General features: G+C 44.3%; 17 protein-coding genes and 1 tRNA gene. 15 read left to right on the top strand and 3 right to left on the bottom strand.

What is annotated here, in order from left to right; translation table 11 throughout:
* Positions 1-55 precede the first annotated feature (55 nt).
* The 5 genes from ACSYSR_RS02700 to ACSYSR_RS02680 all read left to right on the top strand — a co-directional run bounded on the left by ACSYSR_RS02700 (position 56) and on the right by ACSYSR_RS02680 (position 5,828).
* Positions 56-1,045, top strand: coding sequence for a ribose-phosphate diphosphokinase (locus ACSYSR_RS02700; protein ID WP_489816204.1), 990 nt, complete (start codon positions 56-58; stop codon positions 1,043-1,045).
* Between the two features lie 157 nt (positions 1,046-1,202).
* A complete protein-coding gene (gene yycF / locus ACSYSR_RS02695; RefSeq protein ID WP_252773238.1) occupies positions 1,203-1,916 on the top strand; it encodes a response regulator YycF in 714 nt (237 codons plus the stop codon).
* A 37-nt stretch (positions 1,917-1,953) separates the two neighbouring features.
* Entirely contained in the window at positions 1,954-3,831 is a 1,878-nt protein-coding gene (locus ACSYSR_RS02690; protein ID WP_489816205.1) for an ATP-binding protein, read from the top strand.
* Positions 3,832-3,902: 71 nt separating this feature from the next.
* Positions 3,903-5,036, top strand: coding sequence for a S1C family serine protease (locus ACSYSR_RS02685; protein WP_489816206.1), 1,134 nt, complete (start codon positions 3,903-3,905; stop codon positions 5,034-5,036).
* 147 nt (positions 5,037-5,183) lie between these two features.
* Positions 5,184-5,828: a deoxynucleoside kinase gene (locus ACSYSR_RS02680; protein WP_489816207.1), complete on the top strand. Its 645-nt coding sequence runs from the start codon at positions 5,184-5,186 to the stop codon at positions 5,826-5,828.
* Positions 5,829-5,983: 155 nt separating this feature from the next.
* Here ACSYSR_RS02680 and ACSYSR_RS02675 read toward each other — a convergent pair whose 3' ends face one another.
* Positions 5,984-6,940 (bottom strand): nucleoside hydrolase, encoded by a 957-nt coding sequence (locus ACSYSR_RS02675; protein WP_489816208.1) that lies wholly within the window; start codon positions 6,938-6,940, stop codon positions 5,984-5,986.
* 76 nt (positions 6,941-7,016) lie between these two features.
* Between ACSYSR_RS02675 and ACSYSR_RS02670 the strand changes: the two genes are divergently transcribed.
* Together ACSYSR_RS02670 and ACSYSR_RS02665 are read left to right on the top strand one after the other, a co-directional pair.
* Complete coding sequence (locus tag ACSYSR_RS02670) at positions 7,017-8,012, top strand: NAD(P)/FAD-dependent oxidoreductase (protein ID WP_489816209.1); 996 nt, start codon at positions 7,017-7,019, stop codon at positions 8,010-8,012.
* 322 nt (positions 8,013-8,334) lie between these two features.
* A complete protein-coding gene (locus ACSYSR_RS02665; protein ID WP_489816210.1) occupies positions 8,335-9,876 on the top strand; it encodes a peptidoglycan amidohydrolase family protein in 1,542 nt (513 codons plus the stop codon).
* Between the two features lie 137 nt (positions 9,877-10,013).
* Here the strand turns inward: ACSYSR_RS02665 and ACSYSR_RS02660 are convergent.
* Both ACSYSR_RS02660 and ACSYSR_RS02655 read right to left on the bottom strand, forming a co-directional pair.
* A tRNA-Lys gene (locus ACSYSR_RS02660) sits at positions 10,014-10,086 on the bottom strand.
* Positions 10,087-10,205: 119 nt separating this feature from the next.
* On the bottom strand, positions 10,206-10,535 hold the full coding sequence (locus ACSYSR_RS02655) for a VOC family protein (RefSeq protein ID WP_489816211.1): 330 nt from the start codon (positions 10,533-10,535) through the stop codon (positions 10,206-10,208).
* Positions 10,536-10,673: 138 nt separating this feature from the next.
* Between ACSYSR_RS02655 and ACSYSR_RS02650 the strand changes: the two genes are divergently transcribed.
* The 8 genes from ACSYSR_RS02650 (at position 10,674) to ACSYSR_RS02615 (ending at position 20,809) form a co-directional block, all read left to right on the top strand.
* Positions 10,674-12,230 carry an ABC-F family ATP-binding cassette domain-containing protein gene (locus tag ACSYSR_RS02650; protein WP_489816212.1) on the top strand — a complete coding sequence of 519 codons (1,557 nt, stop codon included), beginning with the start codon at positions 10,674-10,676 and terminating at the stop codon, positions 12,228-12,230.
* Positions 12,231-12,456: 226 nt separating this feature from the next.
* Positions 12,457-14,097 carry a peptide ABC transporter substrate-binding protein gene (locus ACSYSR_RS02645; protein ID WP_489816213.1) on the top strand — a complete coding sequence of 547 codons (1,641 nt, stop codon included), beginning with the start codon at positions 12,457-12,459 and terminating at the stop codon, positions 14,095-14,097.
* A 200-nt stretch (positions 14,098-14,297) separates the two neighbouring features.
* On the top strand, positions 14,298-15,215 hold the full coding sequence (locus tag ACSYSR_RS02640) for an ABC transporter permease (RefSeq protein ID WP_489816214.1): 918 nt from the start codon (positions 14,298-14,300) through the stop codon (positions 15,213-15,215).
* Positions 15,216-15,224: 9 nt separating this feature from the next.
* Positions 15,225-16,250, top strand: coding sequence for an ABC transporter permease (locus ACSYSR_RS02635; protein WP_489816215.1), 1,026 nt, complete (start codon positions 15,225-15,227; stop codon positions 16,248-16,250).
* Between the two features lie 10 nt (positions 16,251-16,260).
* The gene (locus ACSYSR_RS02630; RefSeq protein ID WP_489816216.1) at positions 16,261-17,313 is read left to right on the top strand and encodes an ABC transporter ATP-binding protein; all 1,053 of its coding nucleotides are present in this window, start codon (positions 16,261-16,263) and stop codon (positions 17,311-17,313) included.
* Positions 17,313-18,248, top strand: coding sequence for an ABC transporter ATP-binding protein (locus ACSYSR_RS02625; protein WP_252774389.1), 936 nt, complete (start codon positions 17,313-17,315; stop codon positions 18,246-18,248). Before ACSYSR_RS02630 ends, ACSYSR_RS02625 begins: the two co-directional genes overlap by 1 nt.
* Before the next feature lie 137 nt (positions 18,249-18,385).
* Positions 18,386-19,897 carry a peptide chain release factor 3 gene (locus ACSYSR_RS02620; protein ID WP_252774388.1) on the top strand — a complete coding sequence of 504 codons (1,512 nt, stop codon included), beginning with the start codon at positions 18,386-18,388 and terminating at the stop codon, positions 19,895-19,897.
* Positions 19,898-20,365: 468 nt separating this feature from the next.
* On the top strand, positions 20,366-20,809 hold the full coding sequence (locus tag ACSYSR_RS02615) for a DUF2712 domain-containing protein (RefSeq protein WP_489816217.1): 444 nt from the start codon (positions 20,366-20,368) through the stop codon (positions 20,807-20,809).
* The last annotated feature ends 40 nt before the right edge of the window (positions 20,810-20,849 follow it).

The following is a 20,849-nucleotide window of genomic DNA, read 5'->3' as shown; positions in this document are numbered from 1 at the left end:
ATTTTATTGTTATAATATATAAGAAATCGTTGTTCTTTAATCTGGAGTAGCAAAAATGACTAAGTCAAACCTAAAACTCTTTTCTCTCTCATCGAACCACCCCTTAGCAGAAAAAATCGCTGCTGAAGTCGGTGTGCCATTAAGTGACATTTCGGTGAAGCGCTTTGCTGATGGTGAGGTGCAAATTAACATTGAAGAATCTGTCCGTGGCGCAGATGTCTTTGTGATTCAATCAACATCCCAACCGGTTAACGATAACCTGATGGAATTGTTGATTATGATTGATGCCTTGAAGCGGGCATCAGCTAATCAAATCAACGTAGTTTTGCCTTATTACGGTTATGCTCGTCAGGACCGCAAGGCGCGCTCACGTGAACCAATTACAGCTAAGTTGGTTGCGAATATGATTGAACGAGCAGGAGCTACTCGTGTGATGGCTTTAGACTTGCACGCTGCTCAAATTCAAGGATTCTTTGATCTACCGATGGATCACTTGCAAGGTGCTCCGCTTTTGGCCGATTACTTGATTGAAACCGGTATTGCCGACAAAGAAAACGCTGTTGTTGTTTCACCCGATCACGGTGGGATGACCCGTGCCCGTAATTTGAACAACATGCTTGGTTTAGAGGCACCTGTGGCAGTGATTGACAAGCGTCGTCCGAAGCCAAACGTAGCAGAGGTTGGCTCAATCGTTGGTGATGTTGCTGGTAAAACAGCCATCATGGTCGATGACATGATCGATACAGCCGGAACGATTACGCAGGGTGCTCAGCTTGTTTTGGAACATGGTGCTAAGGAAGTTTACGTGGCCGCATCACATGCCGTCTTCTCAGGACCAGCTTTGGAACGTTTGCAAAATTCTGTTTTCACTAAAGTTATTGTGACTGATTCGATTAACTTGCCAGATTCAAAGAAGTTTGACAAGCTGGAAATTGTTTCTGTTGGGGAATTGATTGGTGAAGCGATTCGTCGTGTTTCGTTGAACGAAGCAATTAGCCCGATGTTTAAACACCGCTTCCGCCGTCGTAGTTCTCAAGAAGACTAAGGCGTCTTAAGTTCGATAAAGGATTCTGATAAAGGACTATTTTTTGGCTGAAGTGTCAAAAGAGGTCTTTTTTTGTGAAGATTATTCGTAAATTGACTGAAAGGCCAATTTTTTATGTTACAATAGCGAATGAAAAATGTTTTAATTGGAGACGCTTATGTATAAAATTTTAGTGGTTGATGATGAAAAGCCAATTTCGGATATCATCAAGTTCAACCTGGTAAAAGAGGGTTACGAGGTCGTAACGGCCAGTGACGGGGCCGAGGCATTGGAATTGTACAAGTCAGAAAACCCTGATTTGGTATTGTTAGACCAAATGCTTCCTGAAGTCGAGGGAATTGAAGTTTTGCGTCAAATTCGGGCCAAAGACAAGACACCTGTCATTATGGTAACGGCTAAGGATTCTGAAATTGACAAGGTGATTGGTTTGGAAATGGGTGCAGATGATTATATCACTAAGCCGTTCTCGAATCGTGAATTGGTTGCCCGAGTAAAGGCAAACTTACGTAACCGTCACACAACGAGCCAGTCAGATGATCCAGCAGTTAACCAAGAAGACATTCAGCTTGGCAACTTAATTATCCATACAAAGACTTATATGGTCACAAAGGATGGTGTTGACCTCGAATTGACCCATCGTGAATTTGAGTTACTCTCATATATGGCACAACATATTGGTCAAGTCATGAACCGTGAAAACTTACTTCGTCAGGTATGGGGTTATGACTACTTTGGCGATGTTCGAGCAGTTGATGTGACCGTTCGTCGTTTGCGTGAAAAGATTGAAGATGTACCATCACATCCAGTTTGGTTAGGAACAAGACGTGGTGTTGGTTACTACCTCTCATCTGGTAAGAACCAAAATAAATAAAAAATTATGAAAGGACAGGCATTCGCTGTCAGGGATTATGAAAGTCATTGTTAAACTCTTACAATCGATTCGATTCCGGATAACCTTTGTCTTTGTCCTTTTTTTAATTGTTATTTTAGAATCATTCGGCGTTTTTTTCGTTCATCAAATTGAGCAGCATGATCTCATTGCCAGTGAGGCAGAGCTGACAATGCCAACCTATGTTACGAAAAAAATTGTCGAGGGTTTGGATGCGGGTTCTGGTAAGGCGAGCCGGGAAAAAATGGATACAGCCGTGAAGGACTTCGATTCCAACCTTGTTGAAAACGTCGTGGTTTATGATAAGTCCGGTAAGGTTGTTTCCAGTCAGTCGACAAAGAAGTCGCTATTACCAAAAAATATTGATTCTAATAGCGAGATTGCTCTGGATGGCGGTAATTCTTACCTTAAGATCCGGACACAAGACCGCAATCAGGGAAGCGGCCAACAGGCGGTGGTGACCCGGCAACTTTATGCGAATGGGACGAATGCTCCTAGCAAATCTGGAGAGAAACCTGTTGGTGTGGTGGTGGTTTATGCTAGCCTCGCTAAGGTTTACGCCAATGCTCGTCAAATTTTGCTTTTGTTCTTGTTGGCTGGTCTGCTCACGCTGGTGGCCTCGGTTTATTTGGCCTTTATTCTGTCTCGGACATTGACACGGCCAATTGAAATCATCAATAAACAAACAGCGCGGATTGCGGCTGGTGATTATTCGATGGTCAACACAATTTCTGGTTCGGATGAAATTTCGCAGTTGGCCCACTCGGTCAATACGTTGTCAAACCGGATTGCAGAATCAACTGAAATCATTAGCAATGAACGTAACCGCCTCCATTCCGTCCTCCATCATATGGCTGATGGGGTTTTGCTGACGAATGCTAAAGGACAGCTAACGATTATTAACCAGGCAGCAACCAAGTTGCTTGGTGTCAGCGAACAAGCGGCACTGGGACAGCAGGTCTTTGACCTATTGGACCTCCCTGAATACCAAAGTATTCGGGATTTGATTAAACAGCAACGGTCCATGACGGTTGATGTCGGTCAGCGAATTATTGAAGTTCGGGTGTCTTTGATTAAGAATCCCTCTGGTTTGATTAATGCCATGGTTCTGATTTTGCACGATATCACGGAACAGAAAAAAATTGATCAGGATCGGCGTGACTTTGTTTCTAACGTCTCTCACGAACTGCGAACACCATTGACCACAGTAGCGTCCTACGTCGAGTCTTTGCAAGAAGGCGCTAAGGAAGATTCTAAAATTCTTGGTGAATTTTTGACGGTGATTCAAAACGAAACGGACCGGATGTCGCGAATGGTATCCGATTTGCTTGAGTTGTCGCGAATGGACCAGGGAACGATGGAAGTTAAGACGGAATTGGTTCAACTGAATACCATGTTGAATTTTATTTTGGATCGGTTTGAAATGATTTTGTTGTCACCGTCAAAGGATTTAAATTCGGATCGAAAGATTAAGATTGTTCGTCACATCCCAAAAGATCAGGAATTCTGGGTTGATATTGATTATGATAAGATGACCCAAGTCATCGATAATTTGATGAATAATGCTATTAAGTACTCACCTGATGGTGGCAGTATTACAGTGTCCCTTGAAAAATCAGGCGATAAGGCTTTGATTAGCATCAAAGACCAAGGACTGGGTATTCCAGTAGCTGACCAGGAGAAGGTCTTTAACCGTTTCTTCCGGGTGGATAAGTCGCGGTCGCGGGCCCAAGGCGGTACTGGACTGGGATTGGCAATCTCTAAAGAAGTGATTGAAAAGTTTAATGGTCGCATCTGGGTCGAATCAAAAGAAAATGAAGGCTCTACCTTTAAGATGACCCTTAATTATGTGCAGGACGATTTGTTATCGACTGAAAAGCAGTGGGATGAAGATTAAGTCTTTCGTGACCTTAATTTCTGCTTAATTTCAATCAGTTATAGTAGCGTTAACAAATTTTGGAGACGACCATGCAAAAGAACCTAACGAATTTGATTTTGGCTGGAGCCCTAGCCGGTGTAATTGGTGGTGGGGCTGTTTTAGCTGGACAAGAAATTTATCAAAATTATCAAGTAACGCACAGTCCTGTTCGGACCAAAGCGACAGCAACAAAAACGATGACGTCCAAGGATACGGCGACCAATGCTTATAACAAGGTGGCCAATTCTGTTGTCTCGGTGCTTAATTTTAAAAAGAGTGGTAACACTTATAATGAATCAACGGAAGGGTCTGGTTTTGTCTATAAAAAGGCTGAGGGCTCAGCCTTTATCGTCACCAACAATCACGTGATTGACGGTGCCGATAAGTTGCAGGTCATTACCAATGATAATAATACAGTTACGGCCGAGCTGGTTGGGAAGGACGCTTTAACTGATTTGGCCGTATTGAAAATCACTGATTCTTCAACGATTTCAACTGCCGCCTTTGGGGACTCAGCTCAAATTTCTGTTGGTCAACAGGTATTGGCAATTGGATCACCACTGGGGTCACAGTACGCTTCCTCAGTAACAGAAGGGATTATATCGGCCACGAAGCGTTTGGTTCAGGCTGATGATGATTCCGGCCAAAACTATGGTGGCTCCACGGTTATTCAAACCGATGCCGCTATTAATCCCGGTAATTCAGGTGGCCCGTTAATTAACTTAGCGGGACAGGTAGTTGGAATCAATTCAATGAAGTTGTCATCATCATCAAACGGTACGGCGGTTGAAGGGATTGGCTTTGCCATCCCTTCGGATCAGGTTGTCGACATCGTTAATAAGTTGGTGAAAGATGGTAAGGTGACGAGGCCAGCCCTGGGAATTCAGATGATTAATCTGTCACAGGTTCCCGTTAATGAGCAGCAGTCAACGCTCAAAATTCCAAATACCGTTAATGGTGGTGTGGTTCTTTACAAGGTCAACAGCGGTTCACCAGCAGATAAGGCGGGCTTGAAGAAGTATGACGTCATTGTTGGTATTGATGGTAAGACAGTTGCTAACCAGGCTGATTTGCGTGAGCAGCTTTACACGCATAAGGTCGGCGACAAGACAACGTTGACTTACTATCGTGGTACTGAAAAGAAGACGGTTACCCTTAAGTTAAATCAGACTTTGCAGTCATAAGCTTTCGAATACCTATCGATTTCAAAACAAAAAGTCGACCAAAATGTTGGTCGACTTTTTTATGTTAAAAGTTAGCGACGAAGGCGGAATTGCCGTTGAGATTTTGCTATACTTAAAAAAGTGATAAATGAGGAGAACGATGAACATATGATTGTATTAGCCGGGACAATTGGTGCTGGAAAAACCAGTTTGACAGAGATTTTAGCAAAGCATTTGGGTGGTCGCGCCTACTATGAAAGTGTGGATAACAACCCAATTTTGCCACTCTTTTACCAGGACCCCAAGAAATACAGTTTCTTGCTCCAAGTTTACTTTTTGAACACCCGGTTGGACCAGATTCACGAGGGACAAAAAGAGAAGAATGCGGTCATGGATCGGTCAATTTTTGAAGATGCCCTACTTTTCCAGCTCAATGCTGATTTAGGTCGAGCAACGCAGACCGAAGTCGACATTTATAAGGATTTGGTCAATAATGTCTTGGAAGAAGTTTCAGAGGAAAACAAGACGAAAACGCCGGATTTGTTAATCCATGTTCGCGTTTCGTTGGAGACAATGTTAGCTCGAATTAAGAAGCGCGGTCGTCCTTACGAGCAGATTGAGCAGGACCCAGACTTGTACCAATACTATGCGGACCTAAATGCTCGCTATGATGCTTGGTTCGACCAATACGACCGTTCCCCAAAGCTCCAAATTAATGGTGATGAGCTTAACTTTGTTGAGGATGCCGCTGCTAAGGAGCGGGTTTTGGCCCTTGTTGATCAAAAGCTAGCAGAATTGGCTACTGACAAGTAATCAAAGTGGTGCTGACTTTGCTGATTGAGTAGAGGGGCTAATGCCCAAGAATCTGGATCGGTAAAATTTCATCAAAAAAAGACTTAGCTAAGTGACTAATGGACCTTGTAATATGCGCATGTCACTGGTTAAGTCTTTTTATTTGGTGGGAATTTTCAGGCGAGAACCTTGAGCATCATCTGCTGAAAATCAGAGACAAAACGGTCTTGGTCAACTAAAACGGCAGCCTTTGAAATCGTTGGTTCCAAAAGTTTGGTCTTGTCGCCAATTGTTCGACCGTAGTCACCTGATTTTTGGTCGTAAGTGACCTGCATGTTTAAGTCCAAAGTGCTTACATAGCTTGGGTCAACGGCAACCGCCACTGCTAGTGGATCATGGAGGGCGGCTCCTTTTTTATCGATATCTAAGTTATAATAAGCATCAATGTAGTAATCCATGATGTCAGCGTAGTTCTGACCGGCAGTTGTGCCGAGATTACGCCACTCTTGTGTATGCTTCTTGGTTAAAAGCGTTCGTAGAGTGACATCAAGGCCAACCATGGTGAGGTTTTCCTGATTTTTAAAAACAAAGTCGGCGGCTTCGGGGTCTTGGTGAATGTTAGCTTCCGTAAAGGGCGTCACGTTACCAGGAACCGTTAAAGCCCCACCCATCAAAGTTGTTTGGCCAATCAACTTGGCAAGGCTTGGATCTTTCTCAAGGGCCTTGGCTAAGTTCGTCAAAGGACCAGTTGGAAGGTAAATTAGTTCGTCCTTGTATTGGTGAGCGGCTTCAATTAAGAAATCGATACCGTTTTGGCTGTCAACAGTCCGTGTTGAGGCCTCAACTTCGACATCGCCGATACCATTTCGGCCGTGAATGGCCTGTGAGATTGGCATGACAGTGAAGTCAGTGGTGGTCGATGAATGTGACTCACCAATGAAAACGGGAACGTCATGGGCGCCTAAGAGGTCTAAGAGGTCAAGTGAATTCTTGGCCGTGACATTGGTCAGGGCATTGCCATAGGTGGCAATAATCCCAATTAAGTCGATGTCATCATGGCCGATGGCATAAGCCAAGGCTAGGGCATCATCAATACCAGTGTCGAGATCTAAAATCATTTTTTTGCGAGACATTGCGCATTCTCCTTTAGTTTGGGTACACTTCATTATAGCAAAATTGTTAGGTAAAACACGAAGAAAGCGAGTCAAAATGGAAAAAACGTACGATATTATTGTTGTTGGTGGTGGTCCGGTGGGCCTTTTTGCTGCCTTCTATGCTGGCTTGCGCAATACCAAGGTGCTTTTATTAGAAGCCTTAACGGATCTTGGCGGTCAGGTGCAAACACTCTACCCCGATAAAAAAATTTGGGATGTCGCGGGACTGCCAGGGGTATCTGGCCGAGAATTGGTTGAACGCCTTAAAAACCAGTTGGCTAAGTTTCCGGTTGATGTTCAGACCGAGGCCAAGGTCACGGATATTGTTCGTGCCGGTAAAAACTGGCACATCGCAATTAATGGCGGGCAAACGAGTGTGACTGGTCGATCGGTGATTTTGGCAACTGGTAAGGGGGCTTTTGAGCCACGACGGTTGCAAATTGAAAATGAGGCTGAACTAGAGGGAAAGGGTTTGTCTTATTTTGCCCCGAATCTTGCGCTTTATCAAAATCAGGAAGTGGCGGTCCTCGGCGGTGGTGATTCAGCGGTTGATTTAGCCCAGCAATTAGACGCGATTGCTAAGAAGACTTACCTGATTCACCGCCGAGACCAATTTCGGGCCCTGGAACAGGCTGTATTGGCTTTAGAGAAAACAAAGGTGATTAAGAAAACGCCTAAAAAAGTCGAAAGCGCACAACAAACGGCTGATGGTCGACTAGAATTGACGCTACAACATGTTAAAGATCAAGGTCAGCAAGAGAAGTTAGTGGTGGATAATCTCCTTGTTCAGTATGGCTTTTTAACAAAGGGACAGGCCGATACTGGTTGGCAAGTGGACCTTGATTGGGATTCAGCTGGCATCGTTGTGACTGACCAGATCAAAACGAAGCAACCAGCTCTTTTTGCAATTGGGGATGCTTCATCTTATCTGGGTCATGTTGATTTAATGGCTACTGGCTTTGGTCAAGCACCGGCGGCGGTGAATGCAGCGATTGCTGCCATTGACCCTGATCGAAGCGGACCTGGCCATTCATCTTCAATGAACTTGTAAAAGAAAGTTTTCGCTACCAGGATGGGGGCGGGAACTTTTTTACTGTCGATTTGGTTATCAAAACAAAATCTTTTGCCTGATTTTGATAGGGTTGCCTTTTTTTGACCTGTTACTGTAACAATTTTGACGCCAATACTGTACAATAGAGTCGGAGAAGGTTTATAGCGTAGCCAAGTTATTTTCCTTTGGGAATAATTAAATTTTTTTGAATTCGGATAACCAGTCTGATTTTAAAACTATCAAAAAGATGGCCGAACTCATGACGTTCGGTTTAGTAGCTATGCTCGAAATATTGTCATTCAGAAAACGGAGGTAATCAACCATGACGGATCATAATCAAGACAAGCACCTTAGACATCGGTTAATGTTTACAGCAAGTGCGACGACATTAGCAGCAACGGGCGCTGTTTTTGGGGCGACCGTTTTGAACCAAAATCAAACAGCCAGTGCTGACCAAGTTCAGGGCCAGGCACAATCTCAAGTTGACCAACAAAGCCAATGGCAGGCAAACTCGCTTGACCAGGTCAAGGCTGCCATTGCAAAGCAAGGCCAAGGACAAAATATTCATGGCTATGCGACACAGTGGGGGGACACACTGGATGTGATTGCCCAGGCTTATGGTTTGAGCACGGAACAGGCGGCCCAGCAGTTGGGCTTGGATGACCAAGGGTTGTTGATTTCAGGCTATCGCTTGGGTGCCCAGGCTCAAGTGATCCAAAAGCTTAAAGATGATGGTGTCTTATTGTCTGCTGGAGTTGCTCAGGTAAGCCAGAGCCAAACTAGTCAGCCAAACTTGGTGTTGATGCAAAAAGGTGCACCAACGACTGATTCCGCTCAGGTGGCTGCCGATTCGCAGGCCACTGCACAAGCAGTCAGCCAGGGAAGCCAAACGGGTAGTCAAACAGCGACAACGGTCGCTGCCCAATCACTAGCTCAGAGCCAGTCTTTGTCCGTGGCTAGTTCCCAGGCTAGCGCCCAGTCAATGGCAGCTAGTGTCAATCAAAATCAAGTTAGTCAAGTGGTGTCTGTTGCTGGTGAACAACAGTCAAATACTGACCAGACCGATACAATTGAGCAAAATGTGTCGCAAGGAGCTGGGTCTCAATCAGCCGATTTGTACTCACAGACGCAGTCTTTGAGTCAAGCGCAAGCTGCGGCTTCACAAGTACCTAGCTCACAGGCTGGTATTTCCCAAGTAGCCAATTCAGAAGCAATTACCTCTCAGGTACAAAGCTCTCAAGCGGCCACTTCACAAGCGGTGGCATCCCAAGCACCTGTTTCACAGGCTGTCGTTTCAGAGGCACCGGCTTCACAAGCAGTAACGTCACAGGTAGCTACCTCCCAAGCCCCAACTTCGACAAGTGCAGCCGTACAACCGACGGCGACCACGAACAAGGTCAACACGGATCAGGTTATTAATTGGTTCTATGACAATCAAGGCAAGTTGACTTATTCTATGACGGGATCTCGTGATGGCGCCGATGGGACGGCCGATTGTTCCGGTGCAATGACGGAAGCCTTGTACGAGGCGGGGGCTTCCAAGCCGGCTTACTTGTATAATACGGATTCTTTGCACGGTTATTTGGAACAAAACGGTTATCAACTGATTGCAACGAATACGCCATGGGATGCTCAACGTGGTGATATCGTTATTTGGGGTCAGCAGGGTGCCTCAGGTGGGGCAGCTGGTCACGTTCAAATCATTGTTTCAAATGATCCCAATGCCCGCGCCATTTCCGTTAATTATGTAACGGGTGGCCAAACGGGAACGGCTGTTCAAGAAATGAATTATAATTCATTTTATAATTCTATGGTGCAGGCCAATCGTGGTAACCTGCCCTATTATGTTTACCGACAAGCGTAAGTAGCTAAAAAGCTAATGATACCAGAGATGGTGTCATTAGCTTTTTTTTGGTATCTATTGAATACCAATCAGTTTAGTTAAACAATTTTTTTGGAACACAAAAAAATCCTTGGGGATTGCCTCAAGGATTGCTGTAGTGGTCAGTCAGGGGCTCGAACCCTGGACCCACGGATTAAGAGTCCGTTGCTCTACCAACTGAGCTAACTAACCATGGAGTTGTCTTAAACAACAAAAAATAGTATACCATGGTTACAGCGGTGGAGCAAGTGTTTTAGCGAAAATAAGTCGATATTTCAATAAAATTTTTTAATGAGTTCAGTGATACAACATCAGGCATTCGCCTCAATGACGACGGTATTACCCTCGGAATCCCTAACCGTCACCGCCACTTTATTGTTAAAACGTTCTTCCTCTTTTTCGATGACAACAAAATTATTGGCTAAGTGCTGTTTTAATTCAGGGAGGTGGTCACGAACCAAGAGCTCAAAAGTAGTTTTGGATTGACTCTGAACAAAAGTAAGGTCTTCGTGGTCAACAACTAAGATGCGGTCAGTTTGGGCACCACTTTGAGGAAGGTCAAAGACGTCGCGCCAGAAACGAAAGGCACGGTTGGGGTCTTGTGCGGGAATTTTTTTATGGTTGAGTTTACGAGCTTTCATTTACTTTGATTCTCCAAAAAAAGCGGTTCACGTTATAAGAGCAAAGAATAGTAATTTGCTAGGTTCTTTTATTCAGTATAGCCCAAAGAGGGGGTCTTGACCATGCTTGTCAAGGCAAAGTGTGGTAAACTAAGTCTTATGGCATTATTAGAAGTAAGTGGGCTCTCGATGGCCTACGCAGAAAAAACATTATATGACGATGCTGACTTGGAATTGCAAGCCGGCGAACACATGGGGATTGTCGGTCAAAACGGGGCTGGTAAGTCAACTTTGATTCGGATTTTGACCGGGCAAGTTTTGCCCCTTTCGGGCCGAATTGACTGGGCGAAAAATCTGAAAATTGGCTACTTGGATCAGTATGCAGAAATTCCAGAGGGGATGACTCTGGTTGATTTCTTGCATACGGCTTACAAGGATCTCTATGCTAAGCAGGATCGCGCAACGGAATTGTATGAAAAGTACGCCGCTACCGCCGATGACAAGCTGCTTGAGCGAGCAGGACGCCTACAAGAAGAACTGGATGCTGCTGGTTTCTATGACGTTGATACTGAAATCGAACGGGTGATTTCTGGTCTAGGCTTGGAAGCCATTGGGCGGGACCGCGAACTAGAACACATGTCTGGTGGTCAGCGTGCCAAGGTTATCTTGGCTAAGTTGCTCTTGGAAAATGACGACGTCATTATCCTTGATGAGCCGACCAACTATTTGGATGTTGCGCACATCGAATGGTTGGAAGGCTTTTTGCAGGGATTTGAAGGCGCAGCCATGATTATTTCGCATGACTTTGATTTCTTGGATAAGGTAACGAACGCGATTGCTGACGTTTCTTTTGGTAAAATTACCAAGTATCGCGGTTCTTTCCAAAAGGCGATGCGTCAAAAAGAAGAACGTTCTGAGCAGCAGCTGCGTCAGTATGAGAAACAGCAGGTTGAGATTGCTAAAGCTGAAAAGTTCATTGCCAAGAACAAGGCCCGTGCTTCAACTTCAAAGCAGGCCAAGTCTCGTGAAAAGATGCTGGCCCGGATGGATAAGGTGGATCCACCTTCAGAAAACCTGAAGGCGAAATTTAACTTCCCATACGTTAACTCCCAGTCGGCCGCCGCTTTGACGGTGACTGATTTGTCAGTTGGCTATGATCAGGCAATCTTGGAACCCGTGTCATTCTCATTAACAACGGAAAAGAAGATTGTCTTTGCTGGGTTCAACGGGGCAGGAAAGTCGACGTTGATCAAGTCCATTTTGGGCGAAATTCCTTCACTTGGCGGTCAAGTGGAATTTTCACCTTCAGCTGTCGTGAATTACTTTGACCAGGATTTAGACTGGGATAATGACCAGCAGACGCCATTACAGGCGATGCAAGACTTATTCCCTACGATTTTGCCAAAAGAATTGCGGCAGCGTTTGGCGGGCGCCGGCATTAATGCTGAAAATGCCCAAAAGCCATTGTTCCAGCTTTCTGGAGGGGAGCAGACGAAGGTTAAGCTGGCCATTATGGAAATGAAGCCGTCAAACTTCTTAATCCTTGATGAGCCAACGAACCACTTGGATGAAGAAACGAAACAAGCTTTGTATAAGGCGATTAAAGCCTTTCCTGGTAACGCTATTATCGTTTCTCACGAAGTTTCCTTTACGAAGGATTTAGCGGATCAAAGCTTGAACGTGGCTGCTTTGTCTTACAAGGAAAATCCGGAATAAGTCGGTTAAAAGTGAATAATCAATACCTAAAGAATGATTTTGTTAACAAAATCATTCTTTTTTTGATGTCAGGAAAAATAACAAATCCCGGCAAAATGAGCATTTTAAGCGGTAAACTAAGCGTTGAAACAACAAAGTAATCATTTTTATTAAAAAATTATTTGAAAATGATGTGTTTGTCTGATAAGATTAAACAAACATTAAGTTGTACCGAGGAGGAAGCATCATGAAACGATGGCAGAAATGGACTGTTGCGGCAGTCGTTGTTTTGGCCGCAGTTGGGGGATCTCGAGCTGCAGGCTGGTGGGGCACAAGCCCTTCCGACGATAAATCAGCATTGAACTACGGTTTAGGAGCTGAAATTCAGACTTTAGATATTTCAAAGAGTACTGATCAGTATTCAAACACGGTTCTTGGAAACACGGAATCAAACTTGTTGCGGGTCAACTCAAAGGGCAACCCGGCTCCTGACTTGGCTAAGTCATATAGCGTCTCATCAGACGGGTTGACTTATACTGTTCAGCTGCGTTCAGGCTTGAAGTGGTCTGATGGTTCTTCTTTGACTGCAAAGGACTTTGTTTATACTTGGCAGCGGATTGCTGATCCTAAGACCGCCTCACAGTATTCATATCTGACATCGGGTGTTAAGAACGCCGATGACATCGTGGCTGGCAAGAAGCCTGTTTCTGATTTGGGTGTTAAGGCAGACGGCAATACATTGACGTTCACTTTGGAAAAGCCAATGCCACAATTTAAGTATCTGTTGAGCTTTACCCAGTTTGCCCCACAGAAGGAATCCTTCGTGAAGGAAAAGGGTTCTAAGTACGGTACAACCGCTGCCAACCAAATTTATTCTGGCCCTTACAAGTTGGAAGGTTGGAACGGAACGAACAATAAGTTCAAGATGGTGAAGAACGATGATTACTGGAATGCTAAGACCGTTAAGACGAAGACGGTTAACTGGCAGGTAATTAAGAACCCTGAAACAGCCATCAAGTTGTACAAGGAAGGTAAGTTGGACCGCGCTGCAGTGAACAACTCACCTGAAATGTACGCGGCGAATAAGAACAATAAGGATGTGAAGACAACTGCTGTTGCTGCTTCGACTTACCTGGAATACAACCAAGCTAAGAACCCTTACTTGCAAAACGAAAAGATTCGTGAAGCCTTGAACCTGGCCACCAACCGTAAGGAATTGGCAACTCAAGCAACTGGTGGAACCCGTGATGCCGCTAAGAGTTTGGTTTCAAACAACTTGGTGAAGGCCGCTAACGGTGAAGACTTGTCAACTTACGTTGCCCCTGGTTATTCTTATGACAAGGCAAAGGCAAAACAACTCTTTGAAGAAGGAATCAAGGAAGTCAACAAGGGTAAGATGAACGTTACTCTGGAAACGGACGCTGATAGCCCAATTTCAAAGAACACTGTGGATTACTTGAAGCAGGCTTGGGAATCAACATTCGGTGACCAAATTTCTGTTACTGAAAAGATTGTGCCATTTAAGCAACGTTTGCAAGATTCACAAAATGGTAACTTCGATATCGTGGTTTCAAACTGGACAGGTGATTACCAAGATGGTTCAACCTTCTACGACATGTTCAAGGCAGCTGATACTGGCATGAACAATGGTCAATTCACCAACCAAGCTTACATTGATGCTGTGACAAAGGCAGAAAGCACGGATGCTAATAATCCATCTGCCCGTGACGCTGACTGGAAGGCAGCCGAAGCGGCTTTGAAGAACAGCTCAAGCCTTAACCCATTGTACTCATGGAAGGGTGCATACTTGACCCGTTCAAATGTTAAGGGTGTTGTTACCAACCCAGCCGGTTTGCCACTTGATTTGACGAACGCTTACCGGAAGTAAAAATTCATAAAATTTTATTCTATTTGCTACAGCGGTGAATAGTACTAGGCAGGTCATAGAGAGAGGCGTCCGAGTATCATGTGGATAGTTTCCCAAGTGACCTGCCTTTGGTGTGAATGGTAATTTTTCAAAACAGTCCCTCAAAACTTAGTTCCATCGTGATTTAGTAACTTGTTAAAGCATTTAGGAGAGTCATTTTCATGGCCAAATACATTTTAAAACGAGTGTTAATCCTGCTAGTTACATTATGGATTGTGGTCACGGCCACTTTCTTCTTAATGCAGATTTTGCCAGGAACACCTTACAATAACCCGCACTTGTCGGCCTCGGCAATTGCCCAATTGAATCAAACGTATGGATTGGACAGGCCAGTCGTTGTTCAGTACTTTGATTACCTAATCAATTTGTTGCATGGGGATCTTGGAACGTCTTACCAGTACCAGAACCAATCAGTTTCCATGTTGATTGGCCAACGGTTGCCAGTTTCTGCCCAGCTTGGTTTGCAAGCCTTAGTTGTTGGTATCCTGCTTGGTCTTTGGTTTGGAGCGGTTTCCGCCAAAAACCAAAATAAGAAGATGGATGGCTTCTTGGGAATTATTTCCACTTTGGGAATTTCGGTTCCTTCCTTTATCTTAGCCATCGTCTTGCTTTACGTCTTTGGTTATGACCTTGGTTGGTTACCAGTTTCTGGTTGGGGCGATAGCTTCTCTGAAACAATTTTGCCAACCTTGGCCTTGGCCGTTGGTCCCGCAGCAACGACTACTCGGTTTGTTCGCTCTGAAATGATTGATGTCTTACATTCGGATTATATTCAGTTGGCTCGCGCTAAAGGATTAACCGGAACACAATTGATTCGTAAGCACGCTTACCGAAACTCAATGATTCCAATTTTGACGTTGGTTGGTCCAATGGTTGCCAACCTGCTGACTGGGTCAACTTTGGTTGAAAATATCTTTTCCATACCTGGAATTGGGCAACAGTTCGTTTCATCAATTCCAACAAAAGATTACCCGGTTATTATGGGAACCACTATCGTCTATGCTGCGATGTTGATGATCTGCATCTTGATTACTGATATTTTGACGGCAATTGTTGATCCACGAGTTCGGTTGAAGTAGGGGGAGAACATGGAAGAAGTACAAAATGAATTTTCCCTCGTTGGGATTGAAGATAAGTCGGCCAGCGAAAACATCGTGAAGCCTGCCTTGTCGACTTGGCAAAGCGTTTGGCGTCGTCTTCGTAAGAATAAATTAGCAGTTGTTAGTTTAATTTTCTTGGTTTTGGTCATGCTTTACGCTTTGATTTCAGTGCCGGTAGTTAGTCAAAATTCTGCAAACGATTTTAATACTAATGCTGGTTCTAAATATAAGAATTTGCCACCAAAATCTGGTTTACCAATCCCCGGCTGGGATGGGAAGACGACAATCCCTGGGGCGGTAGACGCAACGGATGTTTATGAAAAGAATGGGGTCGATCAAAACTACCTCTTGGGAACGGATAACCTTGGTCGTTCAGTGGCCAAGCGTGTAACGGTTGGTTTGAGAATTTCACTCTTTATTGCCATCGTAGCGACAGCAATCGACCTTTTGATTGGTGTTAGTTATGGCTTGGTTTCTGGTTGGCTTGGTGGATGGGTTGACACCACCTTACAACGTGTCATTGAAGTGATTTCAGCAATTCCGAACTTAGTGGTTGTGACCCTCTTGGCCATGCTCTTTGGGTCCAGTATTTGGTCAATTATTTTGGCCATCGCTTTGACCAGTTGGACCGGAATGGCCCGTCAGGTTCGTAACTTAACTTTGACTTACAAAGAACGTGACTTCGTCTTGGCTGCCAAGACCTTGGGTGAGTCCGGACCGAAGATTGCTTTGAAGCATTTGGTGCCAAACATGTCTGGAACAATCATCGTGCAAATCATGATGACGATTCCAGCAGCTATTATGTTCGAAGCTGTTTTGTCAGCCATCAACTTGGGTGTTAAGGCACCAACTGCCTCACTTGGAACGTTGATTACTGATGGACAGAACATGTTGCAATACTACCCATATCAAATTTTGATTCCATCGATTGTCTTGGTCTTGGTATCCTTGGCCTTCATCCTTTTGGGTGACGGGTTGCGTGATGCCTTTGATCCAAAGATGGCAGATGAATAAGGAGGCCTTCATGGCAGCACCAATTTTACAAGTAAAAGACCTCCGCGTGGACTTTAACACTTATGCTGGAAAAATCCAGGCGATTCGAGGCGTTAATTTTGATTTAAATGCTGGCGAAACCATCGCGATTGTTGGGGAATCCGGTTCTGGTAAATCAGTGACGACAAAGACCCTCCTCGGTCTCAATGCTCAGAACGCTGAATTAGGTGAAGAAAGTCAAATTCTTTACAATGGTAAGAATTTGGCCAAGTTGTCTGAAAAAGAATGGGAAAGTTATCGTGGTTCTGAAGTTGCAATGGTTTTCCAGGATCCAATGACATCATTAGATCCAACGATGAAGATTGGCAACCAAATTGCTGAACCAATCATGAAGCACCATGAAGTTGAAAAGGCTGAAGCACTGGAAAAGGCTTTGCAGCTCATGAAGGATGTTGGGATTTCAAATGCCGAGGAACACATCAATGATTATCCTCACCAATGGTCTGGTGGCATGCGCCAGCGGGCTGTGATCGCTATTGCTTTGGCCGCTGATCCAAAGGTCTTGATTGCCGATGAACCAACAACTGCTTTGGATGTGACGATTCAAGCCCAGATTTTACAAGTTTTGAAGAGGTTGCAAAAGAAGAATAACACGGCCATTATCTTTATCACCCATGATTTGGGTGTTGTGGCCGGGATTGCTGATCGGGTGGCCGTTATGTATGCCGGTAAGATTGTTGAAACCGGACTGGTGAACGAAGTCTTCTATAATCCACAACATCCTTATACATGGGGGTTGTTGGGTTCAATGCCATCAACGAAGACTGAGTCTGGTACCTTACAGGCCATCCCAGGTACGCCACCGGACTTGCTTTACCCACCAAAGGGTGACGCTTTTGCAGACCGAAACGTTTATGGTTTGGCAATCGATCATGAAAAACAGCCACCACTCTTTGAAGTGTCACCAACTCATTTTGCAGCCACATGGCTCTTAGATGACCGGGCACCAAAGGTAACACCACCACTTGAGATTCAACGTCGCCAAGCATTTTGGCAGACCTTAGAAAATGAGGGGGCCAAGTAATGCAAAATTCAGATGCAAAGAAATTAGTTGAGATTAAGGACTTAAACCTGACTTTTAATGCTGGTAAGAGCAATGCCACCAAGGCAATTGATGAGATTTCTTTCGATATTTATGAAGGTGAAACCTTTGGCTTGGTTGGGGAATCCGGCTCAGGAAAGACGACCATTGGTCGGACGATTTTGAAGCTTTACAACCAAGATTCAGGGACCATTACTTTTGATGGTCAAGATTTGGGCCAGTTGAAAAAACAGGGCATGAAGGACTTCCGTAAGCAAGCGCAAATGATTTTCCAAGACCCACAGGCCTCATTGAACGGCCGTTTGCGAGTTGAGGATATCATTGGTGAGGGTCTTGACCAAGTCGGTTACAGCAAGAAGCGGGCCGAACGAGAAGCGAAAGTATTGGAATTGTTGAAGTTGGTTGGCTTGAACAAGGACCACGCCTCACGATACCCACACGAATTCTCTGGTGGACAGAAGCAACGGATTGGAATCGCCCGTGCGTTGGCCGTTCAGCCCAAGTTTATCATTGCCGATGAACCAATTTCGGCCTTGGACGTTTCTGTTCAGGCTCAGGTTGTCAACTTATTGGCTGATTTACAAAAGCAAAACAAGTTGACTTACCTTTTTATTGCTCATGATTTGGCCATGGTCAAGTATATCTCTGACCGAATTGGTGTGATGCACTGGGGAAAGTTGGTTGAATTGGGTACTGCGGATGAAGTTTATAACCATCCATTGCACCCATATACCAAGAGCTTGCTTTCGGCCGTGCCTGAACCTGATCCGATTGTTGAAAAGCAACGTGTGATTAAGCCGTACGATGCCAGTTTTGAAAAGGATGGTCAGGAACGAAAGATGGTTGAGGTTGAACCGGGCCACTTTGTCTTGGCAACCCCAGCGGAAGCTGAACAGTACAAGGCGGAACAGCAGTAAACCCGGCTACTTTACGTTCACATTATTCTCTAACTTAAATTGTTTAAATTAAAAAAGCGTTTCAGGATAAACTGAAAGCAGATGTTTCTGCGCTCAGCCCTAGCCCTGAGCGCTTTTTTCATGTAAAATAAGTTATTATGGAAAACTTTGAACAAGAATTACAAAATCGGCGGACATTCGCCATCATTTCCCATCCCGATGCGGGAAAAACAACCTTAACGGAACAACTACTTCTTCACGGTGGTGTGATCCGTGAGGCTGGAACGGTTAAGGGCCGCGGAGCGAAGAAGATGGCTTCGTCGGACTGGATGGCCATTGAACAACAACGTGGTATTTCGGTTACCTCTTCTGTCTTGCAGTTTGACTATGAGGGCAAACGCATCAACATTTTGGATACTCCTGGGCACGAAGATTTCTCGGAAGATACTTACCGAACACTGATGGCCGTTGATTCGGTTGTGATGGTTGTTGATGCTGCAAAGGGAATTGAGCCACAAACCAAGAAGCTCTTTGAAATTGTTTCCAAACGCGGCATCCCTGTCTTTACATTCTTTAACAAGATTGATCGTGATGCCCGGTCACCATTGGATTTGGTGGACGAATTAGAAAGTATCCTGGGCATTCAAGCTTACCCAATGAATTGGCCGATTGGTTCTGGCCAAATTTTGCAGGGCATCTATGACTTGAAGCAAAAGGAACTGATCCCCTTTAAGAACGCAGCTGATCATCCAGAAGTTCGCCAAGAGGGCTTGGATGAAGTTGAATTGTTGGAAGATGCGGGTAACCAATTTGACGAAAAAGCGGTTGCCACGGGTCAGTTAACGCCGGTTTTCTTTGGTTCGGCCTTAGCAAATTTTGGTGTAACCGAATTTTTGCGGGAATACTTGGCCTATGCACCAATGCCAGCACCGGTCACGACGGTTGATGACCAGGTGATTGAACCGGATAATCACGAGTTTACTGGTTTTGTCTTTAAGATTCAGGCAAACATGGATCCCCGTCACCGTGATCGGATTGCCTTTGTACGAATTGTTTCCGGTGCCTTTGAGCGTGGTATGGATGTTACGCTGGAAAGAACGGGCAAGAAGCTCCGTTTGGCCAATGTGACCCAGTTCATGGCAGAGGAACGGGAAAATGTGCAGGGCGCCGTTCCGGGTGATATTATCGGTGTCTATGATACCGGGAATTTCCAAATCGGTGATACAATCTTTGCTGGTAAGAAAGCTGTCCGTTTCCCTGATTTACCCACGTTTACGCCGGAGTATTTTAATAAAGTGATTGCTAAGGATGTGATGAAGCAAAAGTCATATCACAAGGGCATCACCCAATTGGTCCAAGAAGGAACAATTCAGCTTTATAAGTCATGGAACTCAAGCGAGTATATTCTTGGTGCAGTTGGCCAATTGCAATTTGAAGTGTTCAAATTCCGAATGGAAAATGAGTATAACGTTGAAATTCAATTTGAGCCGATCGGTTCAAAGGTTGCCCGATGGATTGACCCAGACCAAGTGGACGAAAAGATGGCTTCATCGCGGAACCTGTTGGTCAAGGATCGCTATGACCGTCCCGTCTTCTTATTTGAAAATAACTTTGCATTGAACTGGTTCAAGGATAAGTATCCAAATGTTGAACTGGAAGCAAAGATGTAAGCCGAAATACCATCAAATTAAATTAAGAGCAAACTAAAAAGACTGACACCGATTTAAATATTTCGGACGTCAGTCTTTTTAGTTTACTTATTTAATGACAGGCGCTACTTTTACGGTTCATAGCATGTTACTAGTCCATTCGGGTATTTTTAAGAGAGAATTAGCACTTTTAGTGATTGCTTGTTGAAAAAATTCAAAATATGTCTGATGTACGCTTGGGAGACGAGTTATTTAACTAGGAAAAGTGTTTCTAGATCCTGTGAGGCTTGGAATGAAATAGAAAACTTTGGAACAAATGTGTGGAATAAATGTTCGAAAAAATAACCACAATTCTATGTAAAAACAAAAAATGTTAGTGGTTAGTTGGTGCCTTTTTTACAATCCATAGTTTGTAATTAATTTAACTATATGATATATTCTAAACTAAGCTTTTAATTAGAATGCTTTTTAGAAAGAAAGAAGGTAGCTATGAACGCGAAAAGTATTAAGAGTAAGTTGAGTATATTTGTATTAGTTGGCGCACTGTTGCTAAGTGTTAGCGCACCCACTGTTGCTTCGGCTTCTGGTTTTTGGGAAGGCTTCTGGTTTACTTTGGGCACACGTCAAGGTGAATCGGTAACTAGTGCCCACTATAGAAGTACCACATCAACGTCAAATCCTTGGGGTCTCGGTGTTTATAATTCTGATGAAGGGAATGGCTCTTACTATAGTGCCTATTTGATAGGGCAAAAGAATGCGGCTGCTGCTTCTCCATTGGCAACGGCATATACTGGTCCAGCGTATCCATATGTTTACACAACTACCTATAGTAATGCAAGTCAAACGAATGTTCGAATGGTGATGTTTAACCCTGAATGGACAACTTCCGTATTCCCTCGGGTATCGGGAAGCTGGAATCATCAAGTGTGGTAATTAAATGTTAAAGTATAGTCTTCAACGAATCTTACAAACA

The sequence above is a fragment of the Fructobacillus sp. ESL1096 genome (genome assembly GCF_058511985.1).
Note: the sequence above shows the minus strand (reverse complement) of the source record. Positions and strands in the feature narration are given on the sequence as shown.

Excerpts from the sequence above, each read along its gene's own strand:
- ACSYSR_RS02665 (WP_489816210.1), top strand. The coding sequence starts at position 8,335 with ATGACGGATCATAATCAAGACAAGCACCTTAGACATCGGTTAATGTTT.
- ACSYSR_RS02615 (WP_489816217.1), top strand. The coding sequence starts at position 20,366 with ATGAACGCGAAAAGTATTAAGAGTAAGTTGAGTATATTTGTATTAGTT.
- yycF (WP_252773238.1), top strand. The coding sequence starts at position 1,203 with ATGTATAAAATTTTAGTGGTTGATGATGAAAAGCCAATTTCGGATATC.
- ACSYSR_RS02680 (WP_489816207.1), top strand. The coding sequence starts at position 5,184 with ATGATTGTATTAGCCGGGACAATTGGTGCTGGAAAAACCAGTTTGACA.
- ACSYSR_RS02690 (WP_489816205.1), top strand. The coding sequence starts at position 1,954 with ATGAAAGTCATTGTTAAACTCTTACAATCGATTCGATTCCGGATAACC.
- ACSYSR_RS02685 (WP_489816206.1), top strand. The coding sequence starts at position 3,903 with ATGCAAAAGAACCTAACGAATTTGATTTTGGCTGGAGCCCTAGCCGGT.
- ACSYSR_RS02635 (WP_489816215.1), top strand. The coding sequence starts at position 15,225 with ATGGAAGAAGTACAAAATGAATTTTCCCTCGTTGGGATTGAAGATAAG.
- ACSYSR_RS02700 (WP_489816204.1), top strand. The coding sequence starts at position 56 with ATGACTAAGTCAAACCTAAAACTCTTTTCTCTCTCATCGAACCACCCC.
- ACSYSR_RS02625 (WP_252774389.1), top strand. The coding sequence starts at position 17,313 with ATGCAAAATTCAGATGCAAAGAAATTAGTTGAGATTAAGGACTTAAAC.
- ACSYSR_RS02620 (WP_252774388.1), top strand. The coding sequence starts at position 18,386 with ATGGAAAACTTTGAACAAGAATTACAAAATCGGCGGACATTCGCCATC.
- ACSYSR_RS02650 (WP_489816212.1), top strand. The coding sequence starts at position 10,674 with ATGGCATTATTAGAAGTAAGTGGGCTCTCGATGGCCTACGCAGAAAAA.
- ACSYSR_RS02655 (WP_489816211.1), bottom strand. The coding sequence starts at position 10,535 with ATGAAAGCTCGTAAACTCAACCATAAAAAAATTCCCGCACAAGACCCC.
- ACSYSR_RS02645 (WP_489816213.1), top strand. The coding sequence starts at position 12,457 with ATGAAACGATGGCAGAAATGGACTGTTGCGGCAGTCGTTGTTTTGGCC.
- ACSYSR_RS02640 (WP_489816214.1), top strand. The coding sequence starts at position 14,298 with ATGGCCAAATACATTTTAAAACGAGTGTTAATCCTGCTAGTTACATTA.
- ACSYSR_RS02675 (WP_489816208.1), bottom strand. The coding sequence starts at position 6,940 with ATGTCTCGCAAAAAAATGATTTTAGATCTCGACACTGGTATTGATGAT.
- ACSYSR_RS02670 (WP_489816209.1), top strand. The coding sequence starts at position 7,017 with ATGGAAAAAACGTACGATATTATTGTTGTTGGTGGTGGTCCGGTGGGC.
- ACSYSR_RS02630 (WP_489816216.1), top strand. The coding sequence starts at position 16,261 with ATGGCAGCACCAATTTTACAAGTAAAAGACCTCCGCGTGGACTTTAAC.